We start from the raw sequence: 25,324 nt of genomic DNA, 5'->3' as shown, positions 1-25,324 counted from the left end.
GTTCGCCTGCCGGACCGCGATACTTCCCATACCGCTCACCTCGAGGTCAGGTATAGCCATGGCTGATCAACCGAAGAGCTTGTACGCCAAAGCAGATGGCGTCACATTCCATTACTACGACCTCGGCGAGGGCGACCCCACGATTTTCCTGCACGGAGGCGGCCCCGGCTGCACTGCGTGGTCCGACTTCGGGCCAGTGGCACCGCTCTTCGCCTCGGATCGACGAGCGATTCTCGTTGATCTGCTGCAATACGGTCGGTCCGACAAGTGCACCATCGCCGGCCCAATGTGGGACTTCCACGCCGCCAAGGTGGTTGCCCTGCTCGACGAACTCGGAATCGAACGCGCAGACTTCGTCTGCAACTCGTGGGGCGGCACCATAGCTCTCAATCTTGCGGCAAAGTACCCGGAACGCGTTCGCTCCCTGGTGATCACGGGCAGCATGCCCGTCTTCTACGGTCCACTCGCGCCGCTCCCCGAGGATGGCCGTCGTGGCCGCAACGCCCGCGACGTCTACTACGGCGGCACCGGCCCCACCCTCGAAAAACTCCGCACCTTGATCACCAGTCTCGAATGGTTCGACGGATCGAAGTTGCCCGCCGAAACCCTCCAGATGCGATACGAGCAAAGTCTCGACCCCGAAGAAATGGCCCTGGCTGCCTCGGCGGACTCACCTCGTGGCGATTGGCAGGATCTCACAGCTGAACTCGGCCAGATCCAGGCGCCGACGCTCTTCGCCTGGGGCATGCACGACGCATTCCTCACCCCGGACTACCCGCTCATGCTTGCGCGGATGATTCCCCATGGCCATCTCTACATCATGGACAAGGCGTCGCATCATCTTCAGGAAGAACGACCATACGACTACTACAGTGTAGTTTCGGGTTTCCTTGACCAACAGCACAACTGAACGAACGGTGATCGCCCCGAGGGGCGGTGCACGGATCCGATTGGTACTGCTTCTCGGAATTCTCACCGCCCTCGGGCCGTTCACCGTCGACATGTATCTTCCTGCGCTGCCACAGATCACGCAGGAATTCGGTACGTCGGACACGATGGTTCAGCTGACCCTGACGGGCACACTGCTGGGTCTGGCTTTCGGCCAGTTGCTCATCGGCCCACTGTCCGACATCTACGGACGTCGACGTCCCCTGCTCGTGGGCACAGTAATTCACGTCGGCGCGTCGTTGGCCTGCTTCTTTGCTCCGTCCATCGAAGTCCTCACTGCGCTGCGAACCCTTCAAGGTTTCGGCGCCGCCGCGACAGGCGTGATCGCGATGGCAATCGTTCGTGATCTATTCACCGGACACGATGCGGCAGTTGTACTTTCGCGGCTGATGTTGGTCATGGGCGTAGCGCCCATCCTGGCCCCCTCCATCGGCGGGGCACTGATGTCCGTAACACAGTGGCGCGGAGTCTTTCTCGCTCTCTTCATCCTGGGCATCGCGATGATCGCACTCGCGGCAGTATCGCTGCCGGAAACACTTCCACCCGAGAATCGGTCGGGCAAGGGCATCGGCGCCATCGCGCGAAACTACATTGCGCTCGGCAAGGATGCCCACTTCATGGTGTTGGTGCTCGTGTGCGGTCTCGGCCGCGGCGTTTTGTGGTCGTACATCGCCGCGTCGTCCTACGTGATGCAGGAACAGTTCGGACTGAGCGCCACCGCATACGGATTTGCCTTTGCCGGCGGCGCCGTCGTTCTGATCGGTTCGTCCCAGCTCAACGTCGTGCTTCTCGGCCGGTGGTCGCCGAATTCCATCACGATCTGGGCAATGTGGGGCAGTAGTGCCGTCGGCGCTGCATTTGTTGTTGTTGCCGCCACCGACTCGTGGGGATTCGTCGGGTTTGCCGTCCCCATCCTGCTGATGCTCTGCGCAACGGGTTTTGTCATGCCCAACGCACCGGCGGTTGCACTGTCCCGTCACGGAGAAGCCGCAGGCTCAGCAGCCGCGCTGATCGGATTTGCGCAGTTCGGCGCTGCCGCTGTGGTTGCGCCCATCGTCGGCCTTCTCGGCAACACCAGTCTTGCCGTGGCCATCTCCATGACCGGGGCTTCGGTTCTCGGCGTGATCGCGCTGCTCTGCGTGCGTCGATAAAACGGTTATGCCGAGCGTTCGAGAACCGATACCTTCCGGCTGATCCCTTCGGCCGCCGCGCGCAACGGTTCGGCAAAACGCTCGGTGTCCATTCGATACCGCGGACTCGACACACCGATCGCGGCAACTGCTTCACCAAGTCCACCGAAGATCGGGGCAGCGATACTCGATGTTCCCAGGCGAACCTCTTCGGTCTCGACCGCCAACTGCTGCGAACGAACAGCGTCGAGTTGCCTACGTAACCCGTCTTCCGAGTTCACCGTCCGATCGGTGAACTCGACAAATCCGTTGCCTGTCACCGCTCGAAAAACGGAATCCGGTGAGTACGCGAGTATCGCTTTGCCGGTTGCCGTGGCATACATCGGCAGCCGGCCAGCCACCCGCGACGGCAGGTCCACCCCGTGATGACCGGAGATCTTGTCGATGTACAGAACATCGAGGCCGTCGCGAATCGCGAGGTGAACCGTCTCCCGGGTCGCCGCGTGAAGATCCTGCACATACGTCAAGGACACCTCGCGCAGAATACGTTGACGAGGAACCAACTGCCCCAGTTCGAAGAGCCGTAACCCCAACCTGTACTTGGTTCCGACCCGTTCCAGTAGACCAAGAGACACCAGTTCACCGGCTATTCGATGCACCGTCGCCTTCGCAACACCACTCCGATTCGCAAGTTCGGTCAGCGACAGCGCACCCGAATCCGCATCGAAGGAATCGAGTATCAGGCGCGCTTTCCCCAGCAACGAATGCATCGCCGAGCGCCTCCAGTACACAGAATGTGGTCCACCCAGCGGACCAAGTCTGCTCCAGTCTACTGAGGCATCAGATCTCCGCGCCCACGAATTGGCTGTTGTACAGACGGAAATACGCGCCGCGGGATTCGAGCAGAGCCTCATGGCTCCCCTGCTCCACGATCCGGCCTTCCTCCATCACCACGATCAGGTTCGCATCACGAATTGTCGAAAGACGGTGCGCGATGACAAAGCTGGTTCGGTCGTTGCGCAGAACCGCGGTGGCGCTCTGGACCAGCAGTTCGGTGCGCGTGTCCACCGAACTGGTCGCCTCGTCGAGGATCAGGATGGACGGCTGCGAGATGAAGGCGCGGGCGATAGTGATGAGCTGCTTCTCGCCCGCACTGACGTTGCTGCCTTCCTCGTCGATGACCGTGTCGTAACCCTCAGGCAGAGAGTGCACGAACTTGTCGACGTAGCTCATCTCGGCCGCACGACGAATCTCCTCGTCGGTGGCACCTGGCTTGCCGTAGGCGATGTTCTCGCGGATGGTTCCACCGAACAGCCATGCGTCCTGCAGAACCATGCCGATCCGTGAGCGCAGATCGTCTCGCGTCATGTCGGCGATGTCGATGCCGTCCAAAGTGATTCGGCCCGAATTGAGTTCGTAGAACCGCAGGATGAGGTTGACGAGGGTGGTCTTGCCTGCGCCGGTGGGTCCGACGATCGCAACCATCTGGCCCGGCTCGGCAGTCAGGGACAGGTCCTCGATCAGCGGCTGTTCCGGCTTGTAACTGAAGGTGACGTTCTCGAACTTGACGCGACCCTTGTCGACCGTGGGCGACTTCGCGCTCTTCGGGTCCTCCGACTGCTCGTCTTGGTCGAGCAGCGCGAAGACCCGCTCGGCCGAAGCGACGCCGGACTGCAGCAGATTGGTCATCGACGCTATCTGCGTGAGCGGCTGGGTGAACTGCCGCGAGTACTGGATGAACGCTTGCACATCGCCGAGCGTCATCGTTCCGGATGCGACGCGCATGCCACCCACCACTGCGATGGCGACGTAGTTGAGGTTGCCCAGGAACATCACGGCCGGCATGACCAGACCGGAAATGAACTGCGCCTTGAAGCTGGACTCGTACAGATCCTCGTTCTGCTTGCGGAAGCGCTCCTCGACCTCCTGCTGGCGGCCGAACACCTTGACCAACTCGTGGCCGCTGAACGCTTCCTCGACCTGTGCGTTGATTCCGCCGGTGCTCTTCCACTGCGCCACGAAGTGCTTCTGTGAACGCTTCGCGATGAACGCTGTGACCATGATCGACAGCGGAACAGTTGCCACCGCGATCAAGGCGAGCAACGGTGAGATCCACAGCATCATCACCAGAATGCCCAGGACGGTCATCACCGACATGACCAACTGGCTGAGCGTCTGCTGCAAGCTCTGCGCGACGTTGTCGATGTCATTGGTCACACGCGAGAGAACATCACCGCGGGCATGGGTATCGAAGTACCGCAAGGGAAGTCGGTGAATCTTCTGCTCGACATCCTCACGCAACCGGCGAACGGTCCGCTGCACCACGATGTTGAGCAGATACGCCTGCAACCAACTGAACAGCGACGCACAGACGAACAGCAGCAGCACGATCATCAAGACCTTGCCGACGGCGTCGAAATCGATTCCGGTTCCGGGCACAACGGCCATGCCGGACACCATGTCCGCGAGCTGACCTTGCCCCGAGGCACGCAATCCCTCGACAGCCTGTTCCTTTGTAGTGCCCGGCTGGAGTTGCTTGCTGACGATGCCGTCGAAGATCAGGTTGGTGGCGTTTCCCAGGATCTTCGGAGCGATCGAGGAAAGTACGACGCTTGCGGTCACCAAAGCGAAGATCAGGACGACGATCGGCTTGTCGGGGCTCAAGCGACCGAGGAGACGTTTGAGCGAAGGGCCGAAGTTCATGGCCTTCTTTGTGGGATCGCCGCCGCCGGGCGGGCCGATGGGAGGCGAGGAAGTCGGCCGATTACTCATGATGCGTCCTGTACGGCTAGCTGAGAGGCGACGATTTCGCCGTAGGTGGGACAACTGACCACGAGTTCGTCGTGCGTGCCGATCCCCACGATGGCGCCGTCGTCGAGCACGATGATCTGATCGGCTTCCACGATGGTGGAAATACGCTGCGCGACAACGACGATGCAGGCGTCTTGCGTGACCGGCCGCAGCGCCGCACGCAGCCTCGCATCAGTAGTGAGGTCGAGTGCCGAGAAGGAATCGTCGAACAGATAGATCTGCGGCTTACGCACCAACGCTCTCGCGATGGCGAGTCGCTGACGCTGACCGCCCGATACCGTCGTACCGCCTTGTGCCACCGGTGTGTCCAGGCCTTCGGGCATGGCGCGGACGAAGTCGGCGGCTTGGGCGATCTCGAGGCACTCCCACAGCCATTCGTCGGTAGCTTCGGGGTTTCCGTAGCGGAGATTGGTGGCGACAGTGCCGGAGAACAGATACGGCTTCTGCGGGACCAGACCGATCACCGAACAGAGCAGCTCCGTGTCGATGTCGCGGACGTCGACGCCGCCCACCGATACCGATCCGGAGGTGGAGTCGATCAACCGCGGAATCAGGTTGAGCAGAGTGGTCTTTCCCGAACCGGTGCCGCCGATGATCGCCGTCGTCTTGCCTGGTTCGGCGCGGAAGGTGATGTCGCGCAACACTGGCTCCTCGGCTCCGGGGAACTGGAACTGAGCTCCACGAAGTTCGACGACTCCCGGGTCCTTCAGTTCTCGGACAGGATTCTCGGGCGGGATCACCGACGAATCCGTGTCGAGTACTTCGGAGATACGTTCGGCGCACACCGACGCACGCGGCAGCATCACCGCCATGAAAGTGGCCATCATGACGGCCATCAGGATCTGCATGATGTAGCTGAGCATCGCGGTGAGCGAGCCGATCTGCATCGAGCCCTCGTTGATCTGATGGCCACCGAACCAGATGACCGCGACGCTGGTGACATTGCTGATCAGCATCACGAGCGGGAACATCAGTGCCATGAGGCGGCCGACGCCGAGTGCAGTCTCCGTCAGCTCACGGTTGGCATCGCCGAAACGCTCTACCTCGTACGGTTCCCGTACAAACGCTCGGACGACACGGATGCCCGTGATCTGTTCGCGAAGAACACGGTTGACGGCGTCGAGGCGGCCCTGCATGACCCTGAATCCGGGGACCATCCGGGCAATCAGGAAACCCATCGAGACTACGAGAAGCGGGACGCTGATCCCCAGGATCCAGGACAGATTCAGGTCCTGACGCAGAGCCATGATGATGCCGCCGACGCACATGATCGGCGCCATGACGAGGATGGTGCAACTCATCACGACCATCATCTGCACTTGCTGGACGTCGTTGGTGTTGCGGGTGATCAGCGAAGGCGCACCGAAGTGCCCGACCTCTCGGGCCGAAAACGTCCCGACCTGATGCAGCACCGAAGCCCGGAGATCGCGTCCGACGCCCATGGCGACTCGCGCACCGAAGAAGACGGCACCCACCGAGCACAGGATCTGCGTGAGCGTGACCATCAGCATCATCCCGCCGGTGGAGAGGATGTAGCCGGTGTCGCCTTTCGTCACGCCGTTGTCGATGATGTCGGCGTTGAGACTCGGAAGGTAAAGGGCCGCCATAGTCGAAATAAACTGCAGGACGACAACGCCCGTGAGTTCACCCCGGTACGGCGTCAGATAAGTGCGCAGCAGCCTGATCAGCATAGTGAGCGAAGGTTACCAATCCTGGCCGACATGTGCCGCTGGATATTTCGATACACAAAAACTGCTGTGCGCCTTTATTAACCGCGGGGGGTTAATAAAGGCGCACAGCAGAGATCAAGCAGATGCGGACTGAAGCTCCGCTTCCTTTTCTTCACGGAGGGCCTTGCTGAGCTTCTCACCCTCGATGTCGACGTTCGGCAGAATCTTGTCCAGCCACTTCGGCAGCCACCACGCCTTGTCGCCGAGCAGTGCCATGACGGACGGGATGATCACCATGCGCACGATGAAGGCGTCGAAGAACACCGCCGCGGCAAGCGCGAAGCCGATCGACTTGATGAACGAGTTCGGTTCCGCGATGAAGGCACCGAACACGGAGATCATGATGACCGCGGCCGCACTGACGACCCGGGCGCCATGGTTGAAGCCGATGGTCACGGCCTCCTTCGCGCTCGCGCCGTGGACGTACTCCTCACGCATACGCGTCACGAGGAACACCTGGTAGTCCATCGCGAGTCCGAACACCACACCGATCAGGAAGATCGGCATGAAACTCACGAGTGGTTGCGGGTTCGAGATGATGCCCAACCAACCGTGCTGGAAGATCGCCACCGTCGCACCGAATGTCGCGAGCACGCTGAGCAGGAAGCCGAGCGTCGCCGTCAGCGGAACCAGGATCGAACGGAACACCAAGAGCAACAAGATGAATGCAAGGCCGACGACGACGGCCAGGTAGGGCACCAATGCATCCTTCAGCGTGTCCGAGACGTCGCCTTCGAGTGCGGTCTGACCGGTGATGCCGTAGCTGACGCCGATCGAATCGTTGAGTCCGCCTTCGGCTCCACGAAGGCTGGACACCAGATCCATCGTGGCGGGGTCGGTCGGACCACTCTTCGGAGTGATCAGTACCTGCGCGGTGTCGCCGGCCTCGTTGACCCCGACGACCTGTGCGTTCTGGACGTCATCGAAGCCCGAGATGGTCGAGACGACCTCCGCAAAGGCCTCCCCGGCGGGAACGCTGGCCCCCTTCGCGTCGACAACGGCGATAAGCGGTCCGTTGCGACCGTCACCGAAGCCCTCGTCGATCAGGTCGTATGCCTGACGCGCACTGGTCGCCGGGTCACCGGTGGCCTCCGACGGCAGTGCCAGGCTCAATCCCGTTGCGGGCAGAGCCAATGCGCCCAGAAGCACTACTCCACCGATCAGCGGCACGAGCGGACGACGGACGACGGCACTGATGAAGCGCAGAGCCAACTTCGGCTTGCCCGAATCTTCGTCTTCGGACTCCTCAGCGCGCTTGCTGAGGAAGGGAATCTTGCCGGCAAAAGCCTTGCGTCCGAACATACCCAGGATCGCAGGCAGCAAGGTCAAGGCGATCAGAACCGCGATCAGCACGGTAAAGGCCGCTGCCGCACCCATATCGGAGAGGAACGGGATGCCGACGACGCGCAATGCAACCAGCGCGATGATGACCGTCAAACCAGCGAATACCACTGCGGAACCGGCGGTTCCGACGGCGCGACCTGCTGCTTCGGCACGGTTGTCGGTAAGGGTGAGCTCATGCCTGAACCTGGACATGATGAACAGCGAGTAGTCGATCGCCACGGCCAGACCGATCATGATCGCCAACGTCGGAGTCATCGAACTGAGATCCATGAATCCGGTGGCAACCGTGATTCCGAGGCTGCCGATAGCGATACCGATGATCGCGGTGAGGAGCGGAAGCCCCGCGGCCACAAGCGAACCGAACGTGATGGCCAGAACGACAGCGGCAACGGCGATACCGATCAGCTCGGTGACACCACCGGGCATCTCCGCTTCCTGAGCAGCAGAACCACTGACCTGGACGTTGAGTCCCTCGGCCCGACCGACATCGGCTGCGGAGTTGATCGAATCACGCAATGCCTGATCGAGATCGGCGAAGTCGCCGCTGAACGGAACCTCGACGTACCCGACTGTGCCGTCGGCACTGAGCGGCGACAACGCACGCGCGTCGTCCACGGCCTGTGTCTCGGAAGTTCCAGCCGCAGCAGCCTTTTCCTTGAACATCGCAACCATGGAGTCGTTGCCGGTAACCGGATTGACCAACGCCTTCGCGGCCTGTTCCGAAGTGGCAGTCGCCGGGTCCACCTTGGCAGAGTCGGCGACCTTGTCGATGCCACGAATACTCGCGAGCATGTCGTCCATGGCCTTGACGTTCGCCGGATCGGCCAGCGTCGTGCCTGCCGGAGCTTGCACTACGTATCGCGCGCTCAGCGAATCCATAGGATTGGGCGCGTCGGGAAAACGCTCCGCCATCAGGTCTTGCGCCTGCTGCGCCGGGGTTCCCGGAATGGAGAACGAATCCTTGGTGGGGCCGGACAGAGTCGCTGCCCCGACGCCCATCAGGACCAGGATTATCAGCCAAACGCTGAGGACCGCGCCTTTTCGCCGGTAGGCGAACTTGCCGATCCGATAAAGATAGGTGGCCACGACGGGCTCCTTGCTGTTTCGGTGCGTGTACGTGGACAGGTATTACGTGTGGGGCTCAGAGACGAGGCATCTCAGGGACGCGACATCTCAGGGACAGGCGGCGGCGCGGGCAACCCGGCACGAATCTGCCGAAAAGCGTCGTGAACCAACTCTTCCGGACTGGAAGCCTCCGACTTTCCGCCAGTCCAGACGTCGATCACCGATTTAGCGGCTCCGCCCACCGCTCCCAGGAGGAGCGTCGGGTACAGGTCCTTCTCGGCGTCGGTACCGGTGCGTTCCGCCAATGCCTGAACTACTGCACGGTTGATCCGCTGATGCATGTCTGCGGCATCCCGGTAGAGCGCGGGACTCGAATCCGACAGCAGCCAGATACTTGCCTTCTCACTCCCACTCGGACCTGAGTCGTTCACGATTTCGACCACAAGTTCTTCGAGGACGTCGAGAATTGGTTCGTCCGCGGGCCGTGACGCAAGCGCCTCGATCCACAAAGTCACCGATTCCTCGAAACTGGCGAGCACTGCCTCCTCCTTGCTGGAGAAGTAGTTGTGGAACGTCCTCGTCGACACTCCGGCCTCGGAGGCGATTGCGTCAGCGGTGACGCATTCGATCCCCAGCGCACGAGCGAGCCGTGCTGCCGCGCCGCTGAGTGCGGCACGGGTTGCTGCCTTCTTGCGGTCACGAAGGCCTTGTTCGATGATCACCCCAACACGGTACCGAACTTGCAGAGCTCTGCAACTTTGCAGAGGTCTGCAATATTGTGCGATCGAACACACGGCACGGAAACTCGAGGCGTACCTCACACTCACGCACGGCAAATGCCTGAACAGCGCGACAGAGAGAGTTGCGAGCAACTCCACCGCCTGACGCCCCCTGCCAAGTTGACGCGTGAATCAACATGGCCTGACATACTTTGCGGTGAATTAACCGTAATTTGCTCGGCGAAGGAATCTGATGGACCCGCTCCTGCACACCTGGCCGGTTTCGTCCACGGTGATGCTGTGGGGATCGAAGTCCGGACGAGGCTCCGTACTACGTCTCGTCCGTCTCACCATCGGGTTCTGCTCACTCAATTTCTCGATCGTGGCGTTCCTGTTTCTCCTCAGCGGAGAGGGCCCGGACGGACCGTTTGCGCGCAGTTGGCTCGTCGGCATTGCGGCCGTCAACCTGATCCCTACGATTCTCTGGTTTGTCGGCCGAATCAGAGGTTCACGCATGCTCAAGCTCTACGGACTGTGGGCGGATCTCGGAACTGCCTCGGTTCTCATCACCTTCACCAGCCATAACGCCGCCCTCTTCGGCGCGGCACTCTTTGTCGCCACCGGCGCCTACTTCACCTATTTTCTCGATTACCGCTGGTTGGCCTTCCATCTCGCCTTTGCCACGACATTTGTCATCGCCCTGACGGTGCTCGGCCTGACGAACGGCGACTACTCGACAACCAGCGTGATCGCACGCACGGACGTCGTCCTGTGTGCCGTGATCTTCATTCCGGCCACGATTCAGTTCACTTGGCGGCAATTACTCGCGCGCGCAACGGGATCCAAAGTGGATGCGCTTACCGGCCTGTTGAACCGACGAGGACTGTGGGACATGTCGGAGCGCATCTGGTCGGTCGCGTCGGCAAATCGTGCCGACATTGCTGTTGCCGTCGTCGACATCGACAAGTTCAAGGCGGTGAACGACACGTTCGGCCACGAAGTCGGTGACGCCGTCATCATCCGGACCGGAACGCGCCTGCAGGCGCATGTGAACGGTTTCGGTTACGCCGCGCGCACCGGCGGCGAGGAGTTCACCGTTGTGATGATCGGTACTCCGTACGGACTTCGCAAACGAATCGCGACGCTCCCCAAAGCCGTGGTGAACGCCTCCGACGACCCCCTGGCCACGGTCAGCGTCGGCGCAGCGACGCTACCTTTCATCCCACATCAGGAAGAGTTCGACTACAACGAGTTCTCCCGAGCAATCGTTGCGGCCGATCATCTGATGTACGACGCAAAATCCGCGGGAGGCAACACCGCGAACACTGCTCCTATGGCAGTTCCGCGTCGACGGGCACACTGAAACCGGGCTGTATCAGCGCCGATTCCACGCCTCGGGATCTGCCGTCAGTTCGTGAATGAACTCGGGCAACTCTCCACCTGCAACATCGGTGAGTGTGACATTTTCGAGCACAGCACGGAGGTTGACTCGCACTGCAATCCACACCTCCTTGAGGGGCGTTGCCGGTCCCCCGTAGTCGACGTCTTCCGGTCGCTGACCCCGAATCGAAGCCAGCGGTCCCTCGACAGCTCGTATGACGTCGGCAATCGTGATCTCGTCCGCGGACCGAGCGAGCCAGTATCCCCCGTCCGGGCCTCGACGGCTGTTGACCAAGCCGCCGCGCCGCAGGTCCGAGAGCACCGCTTCCAGGAACTTGTGGGGTATTACCTGGGATTTGGCGAGAAACTCGGCCTTGGCCGGGTCAGGACCAACTGCCGCGAGCTCGACCAGAGTCCGCACGGCGTAGTCCACCTTCGCGGTGATATGCACCGGCAATTCCTACCATCGTTCTATGAATAGTCGCAACAAACCTGCGAGTTCTTCGCCGCAAAGGGTTCCCTGACGTTACATTTTGATGCATGATGTAACGATCAGAGCTAGAGGACAGGACAAATCGCGTGTGGGAAACCCTTCTCGAATCATGGAAGTCACTGCTCGAACCGCTCCATGATCCCGTTACGCTCGCAATCCCCGCGTTTGTCATCTTCCTCGCAATCGAATGGTTCGCGGCCCGTGCGCTCGAAGATCATCCCGACGACGCCGACGGACGCGCACGGCCGGCACAGGGCGGCTACCGAAGCGCCGACGCCAGAACCAGCGTTCTACTCGGACTCGTGTCGATCGCAACGAGCACCTTCTGGAAAGTGCTGGCGCTGATCGGCTATTCCGCAATCTGGGTGTATCTCGCTCCGTGGCACCTCTCGCCGACTGCCTGGTACACCTGGGTGATCCTGCTGCTCGGAATCGACGTCCTCTATTACGCGTATCACCGCATCGCACACCGAGTTCGAGTCATCTGGGCCACACACCAGGCTCACCATTCGAGCGAGTACTTCAATTTCAGCACCGCACTGCGGCAGAAGTGGAACAACAGCGGTGAGATCATCATGTGGTTGCCGTTGCCGTTCCTCGGGATCCCGCCGTGGATGGTGTTCGTCGGCTTCTCCGTCAGCCTCGTCTACCAGTTCTTCGTCCACACCGAACGTGTCGGAAAACTCTGGCGGCCCATCGAATTCATCTTCAACACGCCGTCACACCATCGCGTCCACCACGGCTCCGACGCCGAGTACCTCGACCGCAACTACGCCGGAATCCTCATCATCTGGGACCGGATGTTCGGAACCTTCGCAGCCGAAACCCACCGCCCCACCTACGGACTCACGACGCCGGTCGGAACGTACAACATCTGGAAGCTCCAAACGCGCGAATATGCTGCCATTGCTCGCGATTGGAAGGCGTCGACATCGTGGCGGCAGCGAGCCGGCTACGTGTTCGGCCCGCCCGGCTGGGCGCCGAAAGCCGAGGTCACTTCAGCAGAATCCACAGCCCCGTCGCACTGAGCAGGAGCAGAGCGACCGCGAGAGTTGCTCCCATACCCAAAGCGGGCGTTGCCTTTTCGGCCGAAAACTGGGCCAACCGCCTGGGCCGCGACCGACGTTCGTAGACCGTCACCGCGACGACGAGCACGGCAGCGACGGACGGGCCGATCAGGGCCACCGACCCGAACTGCGGCAACCATCTCAGACAGGCGGCAGACAAGCCGAGGATCGACAGACTCGTACGCACGAACGAGAGCGATGTGCGCTCGGACTGCAAGCCCTTGTCCGGAGGCTTGACACCTTCCGACGGTTCCAGCGCGGTCAATCAGTTCACGACCTCGACCACCAGGACGGTCGCGCAGATCACCAGCACGATGCCGACGACCGGCGCCATGAGCGGCACCGGCAACGAGCGCTCAGTTCGCAGTGCACGCTCGGCGCTGATCCAGTGGACAAAGGAAGTGATGGCGATCAGAGCACCGCCGACGAGCAACAACGCGGCCAAGCCGGAACGAACCGTCGGGTCGAGAATGTCGCCGCCGAACGCTTCGAGTCCGACGCCCGACGCGACGAAGGCCGTTGCAGTGCGGATCCAAGCCAGATATGTCCGCTCATTGGCGAGCGTGAACCGTGGATCGGGGTCTTCGCCCGTTCGGAACGGTCTCCACCGGGGCATCACCTGTTCATTCCGTCCGGGCAGAGATCGCACACTGCCTTCGGAACGGACAAGAAGAAAGGAAGGTCATGTCCTTAATCTTCCCTGCCCGCCCCGAAGCAGTGCGAATCGGGTGGACGTAATTCAGCTCGCGGCGAGTGAGACCAGGAAGTCCACCGAGCCGCTGCCGTCGACGGTGACGAAACCGAGGGACGGAGGCTCGACTCCGAAATCGGTCCAGGTGACCGGAATCGAGCCCGATGCGATCAGCGAATCACCCGAATGCAGCACGGTCATGTCGACCGACACCGGCTTGGACTGACCCTTGAGCGTCAGCGTTCCTGACACCGTGACCGTCGCCGTTGTTCCGTCCGTCGGTACAGCAGACAAGTCCACCGGCGAGTCGATCGTGAACGTCGCCGTCGGATACGTGCTGGTATCCATCACATTGCCTGTGAACTGGCCGTCGCGCCGATCCGAGTCGGTCTTGATGCTTGCCACCTGCACCGTTACTTCGCCGGAAGTGAGCTTTTCACCCTCGACAACCGCGTTTCCGCTCACCTCGCCAGTGGTTCCGACGACGGTCACACTCGATCCGTTGAGAATCTCGTGCACGGTGTACCCAGCTGCCGTCTGGTTGTCCCCCTGCCCGGCGACGACGGTCCATTGCCCGTCGATCGATCCGGACGCCGCCTCCGCGCCCTCAGTGGACACCACGGCCGCCGGTGCATCGTCTTCAGCGATGAACTTCCCGTACGCCCACGGCCCCACGAGCAGGGCGAGTACGACCACAACTACTGCTCCGCCGATCCACCAGATCTTTTTCATGGGCTCGACGATAGTTGCAGCTTCAACAGTTGTCAGGACTTACGACCTGGGAGAACCCTGTGAAAGTGCTCCACGAACATCGAAGGGTGAGCCGCGTCTACAGCCATTAGTAATCATTTGGTAAAGTCGACTGTGCATTCCGGCCCCCAGTCTGGAATGCCTGGGCCGTGCGCATCGAATCATGCATCGATCCCGATGCGCACGGTCTGCCCGAAACACGAATCACACCGATCGAGGGAGCTCGCGATGGCGGACCTGACGCTCCTGACCGACGACGAGTTACGCGAGCGTCGGATCGCCCTCAGTCGATCCCTCACTACCGCAGCAGATTTGATCCCCACCCCGCCACCTTCGTTCTTCGAGAAGCTGAAGCAGGACATCGATGCCGCCGCTGCAGAGTGGATCGCCCGCCGCTACTGAACGTTCGAATTGCGCACACAGAACCGGTTTTCGATTTCCTCACCGGTTCACCCCGCAAGGGTGATGATGCAGCGGACGGTCACCGGCACCATGACTTCATGGACTCCCCGACCGACTCAATCGCACAAGGTTTCACGCCGGCACACGCTCAACTGGCGAGATCGGCCGGAGTTCCAGCAACGCTCGCCGCTGAGAGTTACGTGGAAGCCCTCGCCCGGATCGTCTATTACTGGGGCTATCCAGCTGTGGACACCTTCGGCCGTACAAACATGTGGGAGATCATGGATGGCAAGACCGGACTCCAACTCGGTCTTCTGCCAGGCGCCGCCAAGAATTACACAGGTGCCCTCACCGACTACATGAGCCCGGCGCAGCGGTGGGTCGTCTCACCCAACAACGACACGATCTACGGCGCAGGATTCGCCGATCTCACCGACGAAACCGCAGTGATACAGACCCCGACCGAGGTACCCGACGGCCATTGCTGGACTATCCAGATCGTCGACGTGCTGACCAATGTGACTCACCAACTTGGTTCGGCGACAGGCACTCCCGGCGGAAAGTTCCTTCTGGTCGGACCTGATTGGGATGGCGAGTTGCCGGAAGACTTCCTCGATGTGCTTCGATCACCGACGAACGTGGCTGGTGTCTTCCCTCGCAGTTTCGCAGCACGTTCCGAGGCGTCCAAGCAGCAGGCGCGGTCGGTGCTCGACCAGATCGGCATGTACCCGTTCAGCGAGGATCGCCCCGGCCCGCGGTCCTTCGGCTACGAGGCCCACGCCGCGAACTCGATCTACCCTCAGGGCGTCACCGCCGAAATGTTGGCGGCCGATCCCGACGCCAGTCGACCTCAATGGGTGAAGCCGGAATCTTTCTGGACCGATCTTGCAGCAATGCTCGATTTCAACCCGACCATGGGCGCAGCAGACACCCCGATGGCTGATCAAGCCAAGACGCTTGTCGCACTGCATCGTTCGGACAAGTCGTACCGAGCGCTGCTCGACCGCGCCGCGCTCCGCGCCGACGTCGCCCTCCATCAATCGGCGAGCTACGTCCAAACCGGGGTCGACGCAGGCAACGGATGGCAACGGCAACGCAACAGTGGCCTGTGGGGCACCGACTGGTTCGGACGGGCGCTCGCGGCCGTCATCTACATTTACGTCAACGACTTTCACGAGGCTGTCTACCTCATCCGGGGTACCGACCACGACGGAGCGTTGCTCCACGGCCGCGAGCGGCACACCATGACCTTCACAGAAGACGCACTCCCACCCGTCGACCGCAGTCGCGGCGGCTTCTGGTCTCTGACCATGTACGACAAGGACGCATTTATGCTCGCCGACGCACCGGGTAACCGCGTCAACCTCGGCACCGTCAATCTCGACGCGGGCGATCTCGTCTTTCGTGACGGGAAGCTCACCTTGCACCTGTCTCACGACGAGCCGACCGATCCGGATGCTCGTGCCAACTGGCTACCCGCTCCGCACGACGAATTTCGACTGATCATTCGCAGCTATGTCCCCGACAAATCAGTCCTCGATGAAACCTACCGATTCCCCGACGTCGTCCGAGCAACGGGACTATAGGCGCCACCAAGCACAAAAAAGCTCCCCACCTGCGTGAACAGGTGGGGAGCTTTGGCGGTGGCGGAGGGATTTGAACCCTCGGACGGGGGTTACCCGTCACACGCTTTCGAGGCGTGCTCCTTAGGCCGCTCGGACACGCCACCGTTGGTGACTTTACCGGATGGAGTGCCCGTGGCTGAAATCGCCAGGTGGAGCGGTATTACGTGAGCTTGTCCTTGATGCTGGAAGCGGCGTCCTTGACCTTCTCGCCTGCATCCTTGACGGCCGATTTCACCTGGTCGCCCTTGCCTTCGTTTTCGAGGTCCCGGTCACCGGTAGCGCTGCCAGCAGCTTCCTTGGCCTTGCCCCCGAGGTCTTCGGCCTTGTTCTGAGCCTTGTCTGCGATTCCCATGAGTACTCCTCTGTGAACGCGAACGAATCGCCTTCCGACGATCCGCCGATGCCCTGACGGCATCTGCCTCCACCATGCCCTCGATTGATGGATCCGGCTACCCGAGTGTGCGATCACTCTCGATGGGGAATACCGAATTCAGGCCCGCTGCTCGCGGAAGAAATCTTCCAAAAGCCCAGCGCATTCGTCCTCGAGGACCCCGCCGCGCACCTGCGGCCGATAGGTCAATCTTTTATCTCGAACTACGTCCCATAATGATCCGACGGCTCCGGTTTTCGGCTCCCACGCCCCGAAAACGACCCGAGAAACCCGGGCGAGGACCAGAGCGCCCGCACACATCGTGCATGGCTCGAGGGTCACGGCAAGCGTCGCACCTTCCAGGCGCCAGCCGTCACCGTAGGTTTTTGCGGCAGCACGCAACGCGAGGATTTCGGCGTGCGCGGTCGGATCGGACGACGCTTCCCTGGCATTGGAGGCCCGAGCAACTTCGACGCCGTCTGCGTCGAACACCACTGCCCCGACCGGGACGTCTGCGTCGGAGGCGGAACGTGCGGCCACGATGGCCGCACGGATCATGCGCTGATCGTCAGCGAGAGTCATCTAGCGCGGGAGCTTGTCGAGCGCTGCGCCGAACTCGGATGCGAACCCGAGTCGCTGCGCGATCATCCCCAACTGCTCGTCCGGATAGAGATCGGTCTCGGCCGCGATGACGGCGAGCACGGGTTCCGGCAGGCCCAGATCGGCCAGCACGGACAGATCGCCCTCTTCCCAGGGTTCGACATCGTCGAGGTCGTCCGGGTCGATGTCGGGGATCTCGATGTGCAAGGCGTCGAGGACGTCGGCCGCGATGTCGTAGTCGATGGCGGCGGTCGCGTCGGAAATCAGCAACTGCGTGCCCGACGGCGCCGGACGCAACACGATGAAGAACTCGTCGTCGACGTCGAGAAGACCGAAGACGGCACCCGAACTTCGCAGCTCACGCAGCTGCGTTTCGGCGGCCGAGAGCGAGGTCAACGCGTCGGGCGTCAGTGCCTTGACCGTCCAACGCCCCTCTTCACGGACCACCGCGACACCGAAGCCTTCAAGCTCCTCCGACTGGTTCGAAGAGGCGCTCTTGTTACCCGCGCGCTGTGCACCCATGGCGCAACGGTAGCCCGCCTGGTGCCAGTGAGTGAAGTCCGAGCATCGATGTGCCAACCTGAACTCGTGTCTGCGATCGATTCCGCCCCACCAGTCTGCGTTCTCGGCCTCGGATTGATCGGCGGTTCGCTACTTCGCGCCGCCGTCCGATCCGGCCGCCGGGCGTGGGGTTACAACCGTTCCAGCGAGTCCGCCGACGCGGCCCGAGCCGACGGTTTCGACGCCGACACCGATCTGGTTTCAGTGCTGCAGAGAGCAAACGAAAGCGGCGCGATCATCGTGGTCGCCGTGCCGATGCCTGCCGTCGACGCCACCTTGGAGGCAATCGCCGCGCATGCGCCCGACAATCCGATCACGGACGTCGTCAGCGTCAAGGGTGAAGTGAAGGCCGCGGTCGAACGAGCGGGCTTGAGCGCCAAGTTCGTGGGCGGTCATCCGATGGCGGGGACGTCAGCTTCGGGTTGGGCGGTCGGGGATGCCGATCTGTTCGTCGACGCGGTGTGGGTCGTTGCCACCGACGAGGGCGTCGACGCAGACGTGTGGTCGCAGGTCGCCGACCTTGCACTCGACTGCGGCTCGGTCGTCGTGCCGGCCGAATCTCTGGAACACGATCGAGCAGTCGCGCGAATCTCGCATCTGCCTCACCTGCTCGCGGAAACGCTTGCGATCACCGGAGCTGCCGGAGGCGAACTGGCTCTCGGGCTGGCTGCCGGATCATTTCGCGACGGCACTCGCGTGGCCGGGAGCGCTCCTGGCCTGGTGCGGGCGATGTGCGAGGGCAACCGCGACGCCCTGCTGGTCGCGCTGGACGAGGCGCTCGACCTTTTGCAGGGTGCACGTACCGATCTGCTCGACAACGGCTCGACGGCACGACTGGTGGACGCGGGGTTCGCTGCGCGCGGAGCGTACGAGTCGCACGAGCGGTGGGACATCGAAGACGTTCAGGTCGGAGAACCCGACTGGATCAACCGGATGCGGGACGCCGGTCGACGCGGCGGCGTCATCCGGCGATCCGCAACCTAGAACTACGCAACCTGGAGATACGAAACCTAGATACGAGTTGCCAGACCCGGGTAGTCGAGGACAAAGCCTTCGGTATCGACGGACAACGTCGAGCTGGACACCGGGGACAGCACACTGATTCCGTCGGCGCCGGAGCTGTAGGTGATGGTCGCACCCTCGACGCGCAGGTCGAGAAGGTTTACGTAGACGACCGGCACCTCGGCGTCTTCGATGTCGTTCTGCAGACCGACGCGGCGGATGGGCAGCGTGTTGAAGAACGGGCTGAGGATCACGTCGACATCGAGTGCGCCATCGAACGCAGAGCGCTGGTGACTGGCGCCGTTCTCGACCATCCAGGTGCCTTCTTCGTCCCGGCTGATCGACATCTGACGCTCACCGGCGGCCAGGGCGGTCCGCACGGACAACCGGCGGGTGATGCCGGCCTCGTCGGTGACCAGGTCGTACGACGCGCTGAATGCCGGGTGCTCACTGCAGGCTCCACCGATGATCCGGCCGGAAGCCTTGATGCGATTTCCGTTCAGCTGCACACGAACAGACTCCATACGAGGAGCGTTGTGGGCCTGCCAGGTCAATACCGCGGGCCAGGACGCGTCACCGGAAGGTTGGATGCTCACCCGACCACGGTAATGGACGAACGGGCACGGAGCACCGCTGGTTCGGGTTATTGCTTCGATCAGGGACCTTTTAGGGACTTCGATCGGCCCCGAAGATCTCGATGTAAGGCGTTTCACAACGGTTCTTCCGTAAGGAGCACGCCGCGGACCGAATAGTTGGCAAACGGTGTCGGAGTTCTCGAGTACCGTGCTTCTAGGTCGGTTCGTGAGGAAGGGTGCTGTGACGTCGTCGCGGAGCATGGTGGGTTTGTTTGCCGGTATCGGTGGTCTCGAGTTGGGGCTCTCGGAACATGGGTGGAACACCGAACTGCTGTGTGAAATCGATCCGGGCGCGCAGGCAGTTCTCCGTTCGCGTTTCGCCGACGTGCCGTTGCACGGTGACGTCACCAAACTTCGCGCGCTGCCCAGTGACATCGAATTGGTGGCCGCCGGTTTCCCCTGCCAGGACCTCTCTCAGGCCGGCAAAACGGCAGGCATCACCGGCGCACGCTCAGGCCTGGTGGACGAGGTGTTCCGTCTGGTCAAGCGTAAGAGGGGCCCGCGCTGGCTGTTGATCGAGAACGTTCCGTTCATGCTCCAGCTCGGCAAGGGCGCCGCCATGCGGCACATCACCGACGCCCTCGAAGACCTCGGATACACCTGGGCGTACCGGGTGGTCGACGCCCGCGCCTTCGGACTCCCCCAGCGTCGCCAGCGAGTCATCATGCTTGCCTCGCGCACAGACGATCCCCGCGAAATCCTGTTCGGCCAGGACGCCGGCGAGCGCCTGGGTGGCGATCCCGCGGACTACCCCTGCGGCTTCTACTGGACCGAAGGCACTCGCGGTCTCGGATGGGCCGTCAATGCCGTGCCGACGCTCAAGGGCGGCTCGTCCGTCGGCATCCCCAGTCAGCCGGCAGTCCGGTTGCCGTCAGGTGAGATCGTCACTCCCGGTCTAGTCGATGCCGAGCGACTGCAGGGTTTCGATCCCGACTGGACGCTGCCGTCCGTCGAGGTTCCCGGCCTACGCCACAGCCATCGCTGGAAGCTCGTCGGCAATGCCGTGAGCGTGCGGATGGCGTCGTGGGTCGGTGGCCGGTTGAGCGATCCCATCGAATACGACGCCGCGGGCGAGACGCCACTCGAACCGGGCGACGCCTGGCCGAGTGCGGCCTGGGGCCGTAACCGCCAGGCCTTCCGCGTCCATACCTCGACCTGGCCGGTCCAGTACGACTACGAGGATCTGAGCGGCTTCCTCGAAGACACGCGGTTGCTGTCGGCTCGGGCCACCGCCGGCTTCCTCAAGCGCGCACGCATGGGTAATCTTCGGTTCATCCCCGGTTTCATCGAGGACGTCGAAAGCCATCTCGAGCGGATGGGCGGATACCCCGAGGCCGCAGCATGACGGACTCGCTGTTCCCCGAACCTGAAACGCTGTTTTCCGAACCGGAACACGAACCACTGTGGAGTGCACTGCAACTCGCGGGCGACAAGCCCCCGGCCGACGCCGATCGCGGCGAGAAGAAGAACTACGCCCAGCGACTGTCCAATCAACTGGCACAGACGGTGGCCGACGCTCTGCGTCCGCTGTATCCCAACATCACCCCGACGGCGTCCGGTGAAGGCCAGGAGGCAACAGTCGATGTCGCCAAGGGCCGAAAGCGCTTGGACGTCAAGGCACTCGACCCCACTCTCGGCCTGATCCTCTGCGTCTCCATCAAGACGTACAACTTCCAGGACTACAGTCCCCGCAGCGGCAAGCTGGGACGGTGGACCAAGAACATCGTCCGCAACGACCACGAATTGCGTGGCGAGGCAATGGTTCTGCATCAGCGTCAGCCGTACAGCGTGTTGGTCGCCGTCATGTTCGAGCCGTACGCCACGTGCGACGACGGCGACCCGACCAAGACCAGCGACACCGGCAAATCCTCTTTTGCACACCACGTCACGACGCTCTCGAAGCGCTCGGGCCGAGGCAAGCGCGCGGTGGTCGGCGTTCCGGGAAAGGCCTGGGTGGATCTCGGCGCCGAGGACACCCGCTACGACCTCTTCGAGAAGGTCTACATCGGACTCTACGAACCCGATGGCGCAGTTCGGTTCTTCGACGTCGACGAGCCGCCGCCGCGCAACGGACGCCCCACCGAAGCTCAGACGCTCTCGTTCACCGACTTCGTGACCGTCGTGCACGGTGAAGTGGAGCGTCGCAACAGGTTTGCGCCCACCTGGTCCGATCCCGAAGACAGCGAAGATTCCGACGGCTGAGGGAACCACGGTGCCTGCGACGGATCCTGCCACCAGCGCTCGGATGAGCGCTCAGCGTCGGCGCGACACCAAACCCGAAATCGCACTTCGACGCGAGCTGCATCGACGCGGACTCCGGTACTTCGTGGACCGAGCGCCGATCAAAGGTGTTCGCCGACGGGCCGATCTGGTATTTCCACGCCGCAACGTCGCGGTGTTCGTGGACGGATGCTTCTGGCACAGCTGCCCGCAGCATGCGACGTTTCCCAAGAACAACGCGCAGTGGTGGACGGAAAAGTTGGCCGCCAACGTGGTTCGAGACCGCGACACCGATGCACGTCTGGCAGAGCAGGGTTGGACCGTCATCCGCATCTGGGAGCACGAAGATCCGCTGGTAGCGGCCGAACGCGTCCAGAAAGCCCTGCTCGGTCCGTAAGCTCGATTTCGTGAAGGAACGCAATGTTGCGCGGTGGGGTTTGGTGGCTGCGCTGGCTCTGGGCGGAATCGTCTACTCGTCGTGGATTCTCGAATTCTTCCTGGACACCGGCCTCGACCCGGTGACATCGTTCCTCAGCGAACTCGATGCCGAGAACCAGAAATACCGCGATGTCTTCGGTAACGCCGATGTCCTGTCCGCAATCTTGATGTTGATCTCCGGAGCGCTGGGTCTGCTGATCACGCCCCGGCGAAGGCTCTACGTCACGGGCTGGATTGCGCTGGCGGTGTTCGGCATCGCGACCATCGCCGACGCGTCGTTCCCCCTCGAATGCTCGGGCGAGGGTTGCCCGTCGCGCGCACCCGACGGTCTACTTCCGCAGCTCCACCATGTTCACGCGTTGACGAGCAGCGTGGCGGTCTTCGCGATCTTCACCGCGATGATCGCATTCACCGTGGGAGCGTTCAGGTATCGCGAGCACCCTTCTTTGCGGACGACGGGTCTGACCATTCTGATCCTGACTTCCCTTGCGACGGTGTGGATGTTGACGACCAACAGCATCGAAGTCTCCGGCGGCGGTAATCTCGGACTGGGTATCGCTCAACGTGCGCAGGTGCTGGGAATGTCGTTGTGGTTGTGCACCCTGGCATTTGCGATGTCGAGGCCGCCATCCACCGGGCTCCCGGCGTCGCCGCGCTGACAGGTTTTCCGGCAAGCGATTCGGGCGATCCTGGAACTACAACTGAAAATGGCTGCCCCGAACTAGCGAAGGTGTGCCCATGTCTCTCGCGTCGTCGTTCTTCGCCCATCCGCACCAGGCGTTCACTGCTGGTTTCTATCGCAACGAATCCTTCGACTTCGAGCTACGAGTCGTTCTCGGGCAAGCCACCTTCGGCGCGGCAGACACCGGCGAAGTGCTCTCGGCCATCGCTCACGTCGGCGAGAAGGACCTCGAAGGCTGGTACGAGGCCTGGTTCGACCTCGGCACACGGGCATTCGGGCAGGCCGATGAGGCAGCCGAGGCCGGGCATTCGCGAAGCGCGTCCAACGCGTACCTGCGGGCGGCGTCGTACTTCGGTGTGGCGATCAACGCAGTCGACGGTCTCAGCGACGATTCGGTTCTGGTCCCCACTTTCAAACGTCACCGACAGGCGTGGGACCGCTTCGTCGACACCACCTCCCAGCCCGTCGAACGCGTCCGGATCCCTTACGAGGACACCTACCTGCCCGGGTACTTCTTCCGGCCGCCCGGGGACGTGCGACGGCCGACGTTGATCATGGTGAACGGTAGCGACGGCCCGATCAGCGGGCTGTGGGGCAGCGGCGGTGCCGGGGCGCTCGAGCGGGGCTACAACGTGTTGATGTTCGACGGTCCCGGTCAGCAGTCGATGCTCTTCGAGCGCAACATCCCGTTCCGTCACGACTGGGAAGCCGTCATCACGCCCGTCGTCGACTATCTCGTGGACCGGCCGGACGTCGATGCGTCGAAGCTGGCGATGTACGGGATCAGTCAGGGCGGGTACTGGGTGCCGCAGTCGTTGGCGTTCGAGCATCGGATCGCGGCAGCGATCGCCGATCCGGGGGTCGTGGACGTGGCCGCGTCGTGGCTCGCCCACATCCCCAAGAACATGCAGAAGCTACTCGACGAGGGAAAGTCGGAGGCCTTCGACCGCGACATGGCGATAGGGCTGGGAATGAAATTCTCCAAGGACAGCGCCCGAATCTGGCGTTTCCGAGCGCGTCCGTACCTCGCCGCCGGCTACTACAACACTCTCGCCGAGGTTCGGAAGTACCACCTCGAACACGTCGCCGGCTCGATCTCCACTCCCCTGCTCATCACCGATCCGGAAGGCGAGCAATTCTGGCCCGGTCAATCCAAGCGGCTTGCCGCCCTCGCCGGCGGACCGACGACGGTGGTTCCCTTCACCGCTGCCGAGGGCGCGAACTTCCACTGCCAGCCCATGGCGAGGCGTCTGACGGATCAGCGGATGTTCGACTGGCTCGACGAGCAGTTGGATCTCTGAATCAGGCCCTCGAATCAACGATCGAATGATGGCGTATTTGCTGTGCGCTCGATGGAGTTCGGCATTCGTCGGGTATCGATCTGTGGAAGCGTGCGAGTGTGCCTACCTATCACGACTATGTGTGGATTCAGCAGTACCTCAACACGAGCCTGTCTCTCGGGTACTGCGCTGCACTCATCCCTCGGTCCACTCCCGCACAGGTGTTGAGTGCCCTCGGCGCCGACGAGAACACACAATCGGAGGCAATCGGGATCGCCGAACTCGGCGAGGTGATGTCCGATCTCACTGAACAGCCCGAGACAGCCGGGGCTGGGCAGGTAGTCGCAGTCGCGGCGGTGGGCGACGACAGCACACTGTTGATGCAGATCAACGGCGGTTCCTTCGCTATCTCCGAAGAATTGATGCGGCCCCTTCTATCCGATCGCGAGGTGGCTTCGCACTATCTCAGCGTCAATGCCGACAGCCAGTTCATCTGGTGGTCGAACGGCACACGCGTGGCTGAATTCGAACTCTTCGGATCCAGCCCGGTGGTCGGGGACGATCGGATGGTGGATTTGATTCTCGATGTCGGCGGAATCGGAATCGACGATGACGCCCAAGGCTATGCAGGTGAGCATGCGTTGGAGGGCGCCTTTGCTCTCGCCGAGCAGATCACCGGCGTCGCAGTCTCCGCCTCACTATTCGTGGAAGGCCAATTTATGGTGGCCGTTGTCCCCAAGTCAGGACAGTCCCCCTCGGCAGATGTGCCATCTGAGGCTTCTCCGCGAAAGTCGCCCGCTGCGTGGAGCGAGGTAGCGCGACGTTACAAAGCGGCGGAACGGATTCCGCTACATGGGGTGATGTTCCGCGGGCGACCCCCCGGCGGTCGTCCCTCCGTGCGACTCGAATTCTGGTTCAAGCCGCGCACCTGCATCCGTCTCGAAGACGAGCAGGGAGTGCTGTTTCTGCAGAACCGACAGAAGCAGACGTGGTTCCGCACCGACGGGGTCCTCGAACGACGAAACGGCGGATACAGTCTCGACATCCATATCGAACAACTTCTCCAGATACACAGAACCTGGCCGTACACACGTTTCGCCGACCTACGCCCACCCGACACGACAGGGCGGGAAGTAGAGGTCGACGGGCGGAGAGCGTGGGAATTCGCGATGCCACCGGATTGGGCCGGCCGTGATGCCACGGTGGCGTTCGACGCGGAAACCGGGATCCCTTTGCGGTGGGCCGACCGAACGGGCAGCCATGAGATATCGGCGCTGGAAACCGGTATCGACGTCGACGACGGCTTTTTCTCCGGCCCCTGATAATCGAAGCAAGCGAGGCGTCTGACGGATCAGCGGATGTTCGACCGGCTCGACGAGCA

General features: G+C 62.2%; 26 protein-coding genes and 1 tRNA gene. 13 read left to right on the top strand and 14 right to left on the bottom strand.

Going from position 1 to position 25,324, the window contains the following annotated elements; translation table 11 throughout:
- Positions 1 to 58: 58 nt before the first annotated feature.
- Entirely contained in the window at positions 59 to 910 is an 852-nt protein-coding gene (locus tag QM609_RS06180) for an alpha/beta fold hydrolase (RefSeq protein ID WP_007731641.1), read from the top strand.
- A 7-nt stretch (positions 911 to 917) separates the two neighbouring features.
- The gene (locus QM609_RS06175) at positions 918 to 2,099 is read left to right on the top strand and encodes a multidrug effflux MFS transporter (protein WP_019746495.1); all 1,182 of its coding nucleotides are present in this window, start codon (positions 918 to 920) and stop codon (positions 2,097 to 2,099) included.
- Between the two features lie 5 nt (positions 2,100 to 2,104).
- On the opposite strand, the gene QM609_RS06170 is transcribed toward QM609_RS06175, so the two are convergent.
- The 5 genes from QM609_RS06170 to QM609_RS06150 form a co-directional block, all read right to left on the bottom strand.
- On the bottom strand, positions 2,105 to 2,848 hold the full coding sequence (locus QM609_RS06170; RefSeq protein WP_007731643.1) for an IclR family transcriptional regulator: 744 nt from the start codon (positions 2,846 to 2,848) through the stop codon (positions 2,105 to 2,107).
- 70 nt (positions 2,849 to 2,918) lie between these two features.
- Positions 2,919 to 4,850, bottom strand: a complete 1,932-nt coding sequence (locus QM609_RS06165; RefSeq protein ID WP_007731644.1) for an ABC transporter ATP-binding protein — start codon at positions 4,848 to 4,850, stop codon at positions 2,919 to 2,921.
- Positions 4,847 to 6,580, bottom strand: coding sequence for an ABC transporter ATP-binding protein (locus tag QM609_RS06160; RefSeq protein ID WP_003943950.1), 1,734 nt, complete (start codon positions 6,578 to 6,580; stop codon positions 4,847 to 4,849). Before QM609_RS06160 ends, QM609_RS06165 begins: the two co-directional genes overlap by 4 nt.
- 114 nt (positions 6,581 to 6,694) lie before the next feature.
- Positions 6,695 to 9,049, bottom strand: coding sequence for an MMPL family transporter (locus QM609_RS06155; RefSeq protein WP_050655586.1), 2,355 nt, complete (start codon positions 9,047 to 9,049; stop codon positions 6,695 to 6,697).
- Positions 9,050 to 9,120: 71 nt separating this feature from the next.
- Positions 9,121 to 9,750: a TetR/AcrR family transcriptional regulator gene (locus tag QM609_RS06150; protein ID WP_050655587.1), complete on the bottom strand. Its 630-nt coding sequence runs from the start codon at positions 9,748 to 9,750 to the stop codon at positions 9,121 to 9,123.
- A gap of 250 nt (positions 9,751 to 10,000) precedes the next feature.
- Here QM609_RS06150 and QM609_RS06145 point away from each other — a divergent pair, with 250 nt between their 5' ends.
- Positions 10,001 to 11,110, top strand: coding sequence for a GGDEF domain-containing protein (locus QM609_RS06145; RefSeq protein ID WP_020968182.1), 1,110 nt, complete (start codon positions 10,001 to 10,003; stop codon positions 11,108 to 11,110).
- A 12-nt stretch (positions 11,111 to 11,122) separates the two neighbouring features.
- Here the strand turns inward: QM609_RS06145 and QM609_RS06140 are convergent, their stop codons facing one another.
- Positions 11,123 to 11,578: an RrF2 family transcriptional regulator gene (locus tag QM609_RS06140; protein WP_003943908.1), complete on the bottom strand. Its 456-nt coding sequence runs from the start codon at positions 11,576 to 11,578 to the stop codon at positions 11,123 to 11,125.
- A gap of 128 nt (positions 11,579 to 11,706) precedes the next feature.
- On the opposite strand from QM609_RS06140, the gene QM609_RS06135 reads away from it, so the two are divergent.
- Positions 11,707 to 12,648 carry a sterol desaturase family protein gene (locus tag QM609_RS06135; protein ID WP_047271543.1) on the top strand — a complete coding sequence of 314 codons (942 nt, stop codon included), beginning with the start codon at positions 11,707 to 11,709 and terminating at the stop codon, positions 12,646 to 12,648.
- Here the strand turns inward: QM609_RS06135 and QM609_RS06130 are convergent.
- The 3 genes from QM609_RS06130 to QM609_RS06120 all read right to left on the bottom strand — a co-directional run bounded on the left by QM609_RS06130 (position 12,614) and on the right by QM609_RS06120 (position 14,110).
- A complete protein-coding gene (locus QM609_RS06130; protein WP_050655588.1) occupies positions 12,614 to 12,952 on the bottom strand; it encodes a DUF202 domain-containing protein in 339 nt (112 codons plus the stop codon). The genes QM609_RS06135 and QM609_RS06130 overlap by 35 nt on opposite strands.
- The gene (locus QM609_RS06125; RefSeq protein WP_050655626.1) at positions 12,953 to 13,303 is read right to left on the bottom strand and encodes a YidH family protein; all 351 of its coding nucleotides are present in this window, start codon (positions 13,301 to 13,303) and stop codon (positions 12,953 to 12,955) included. It abuts the gene before it with no gap.
- Positions 13,304 to 13,426: 123 nt separating this feature from the next.
- A complete protein-coding gene (locus QM609_RS06120) occupies positions 13,427 to 14,110 on the bottom strand; it encodes a YceI family protein (protein WP_003943876.1) in 684 nt (227 codons plus the stop codon).
- A 246-nt stretch (positions 14,111 to 14,356) separates the two neighbouring features.
- Between QM609_RS06120 and QM609_RS06115 the strand changes: the two genes are divergently transcribed.
- Together QM609_RS06115 and QM609_RS06110 are read left to right on the top strand one after the other, a co-directional pair.
- Positions 14,357 to 14,530, top strand: coding sequence for a hypothetical protein (locus QM609_RS06115; protein WP_167398190.1), 174 nt, complete (start codon positions 14,357 to 14,359; stop codon positions 14,528 to 14,530).
- 98 nt (positions 14,531 to 14,628) lie between these two features.
- Positions 14,629 to 16,116 carry a DUF1254 domain-containing protein gene (locus tag QM609_RS06110; protein WP_238587972.1) on the top strand — a complete coding sequence of 496 codons (1,488 nt, stop codon included), beginning with the start codon at positions 14,629 to 14,631 and terminating at the stop codon, positions 16,114 to 16,116.
- A 52-nt stretch (positions 16,117 to 16,168) separates the two neighbouring features.
- Here QM609_RS06110 and QM609_RS06105 read toward each other — a convergent pair.
- The 4 genes from QM609_RS06105 to QM609_RS06090 form a co-directional block, all read right to left on the bottom strand.
- Positions 16,169 to 16,259: transfer RNA gene (locus QM609_RS06105), tRNA-Ser, on the bottom strand.
- A 56-nt stretch (positions 16,260 to 16,315) separates the two neighbouring features.
- Positions 16,316 to 16,507, bottom strand: a complete 192-nt coding sequence (locus QM609_RS06100) for a CsbD family protein (RefSeq protein WP_003943869.1) — start codon at positions 16,505 to 16,507, stop codon at positions 16,316 to 16,318.
- Positions 16,508 to 16,645: 138 nt separating this feature from the next.
- Positions 16,646 to 17,107 (bottom strand): nucleoside deaminase, encoded by a 462-nt coding sequence (locus tag QM609_RS06095; protein WP_003943976.1) that lies wholly within the window; start codon positions 17,105 to 17,107, stop codon positions 16,646 to 16,648.
- A complete protein-coding gene (locus QM609_RS06090; RefSeq protein ID WP_003943823.1) occupies positions 17,108 to 17,647 on the bottom strand; it encodes a tRNA adenosine deaminase-associated protein in 540 nt (179 codons plus the stop codon). It lies immediately after the preceding gene.
- Between the two features lie 48 nt (positions 17,648 to 17,695).
- Here QM609_RS06090 and QM609_RS06085 point away from each other — a divergent pair, with 48 nt between their 5' ends.
- The gene (locus tag QM609_RS06085) at positions 17,696 to 18,670 is read left to right on the top strand and encodes a prephenate dehydrogenase (RefSeq protein ID WP_047271538.1); all 975 of its coding nucleotides are present in this window, start codon (positions 17,696 to 17,698) and stop codon (positions 18,668 to 18,670) included.
- A 26-nt stretch (positions 18,671 to 18,696) separates the two neighbouring features.
- Here QM609_RS06085 and QM609_RS06080 read toward each other — a convergent pair whose 3' ends face one another.
- Positions 18,697 to 19,284, bottom strand: a complete 588-nt coding sequence (locus QM609_RS06080) for a putative glycolipid-binding domain-containing protein (protein WP_073512852.1) — start codon at positions 19,282 to 19,284, stop codon at positions 18,697 to 18,699.
- Positions 19,285 to 19,522: 238 nt separating this feature from the next.
- Here QM609_RS06080 and QM609_RS06075 point away from each other — a divergent pair, with 238 nt between their 5' ends.
- The 6 genes from QM609_RS06075 to QM609_RS06050 all read left to right on the top strand — a co-directional run bounded on the left by QM609_RS06075 (position 19,523) and on the right by QM609_RS06050 (position 25,265).
- Positions 19,523 to 20,668: a DNA cytosine methyltransferase gene (locus QM609_RS06075; RefSeq protein WP_178377331.1), complete on the top strand. Its 1,146-nt coding sequence runs from the start codon at positions 19,523 to 19,525 to the stop codon at positions 20,666 to 20,668.
- The gene (locus QM609_RS06070; protein ID WP_003943911.1) at positions 20,665 to 21,525 is read left to right on the top strand and encodes a hypothetical protein; all 861 of its coding nucleotides are present in this window, start codon (positions 20,665 to 20,667) and stop codon (positions 21,523 to 21,525) included. The genes QM609_RS06075 and QM609_RS06070 overlap by 4 nt, the downstream gene beginning before the upstream one ends.
- A gap of 10 nt (positions 21,526 to 21,535) precedes the next feature.
- Entirely contained in the window at positions 21,536 to 21,940 is a 405-nt protein-coding gene (locus tag QM609_RS06065; RefSeq protein ID WP_047271535.1) for a very short patch repair endonuclease, read from the top strand.
- Between the two features lie 10 nt (positions 21,941 to 21,950).
- Entirely contained in the window at positions 21,951 to 22,640 is a 690-nt protein-coding gene (locus QM609_RS06060) for a DUF998 domain-containing protein (protein ID WP_283337146.1), read from the top strand.
- 79 nt (positions 22,641 to 22,719) lie between these two features.
- Positions 22,720 to 23,964, top strand: a complete 1,245-nt coding sequence (locus QM609_RS06055) for an alpha/beta hydrolase family protein (RefSeq protein ID WP_047271533.1) — start codon at positions 22,720 to 22,722, stop codon at positions 23,962 to 23,964.
- A gap of 98 nt (positions 23,965 to 24,062) precedes the next feature.
- Complete coding sequence (locus QM609_RS06050) at positions 24,063 to 25,265, top strand: DUF6461 domain-containing protein (RefSeq protein ID WP_047271531.1); 1,203 nt, start codon at positions 24,063 to 24,065, stop codon at positions 25,263 to 25,265.
- Positions 25,266 to 25,324: the final 59 nt, after the last annotated feature.

It is taken from the genome of Rhodococcus sp. IEGM 1302 (assembly GCF_030056935.1).
Taxonomy (GTDB): domain Bacteria; phylum Actinomycetota; class Actinomycetes; order Mycobacteriales; family Mycobacteriaceae; genus Rhodococcus_F; species Rhodococcus_F qingshengii.
The sequence above is the reverse complement of the archived record's forward strand: the minus strand, read 5'-3'. Positions and strand labels throughout refer to the sequence as shown.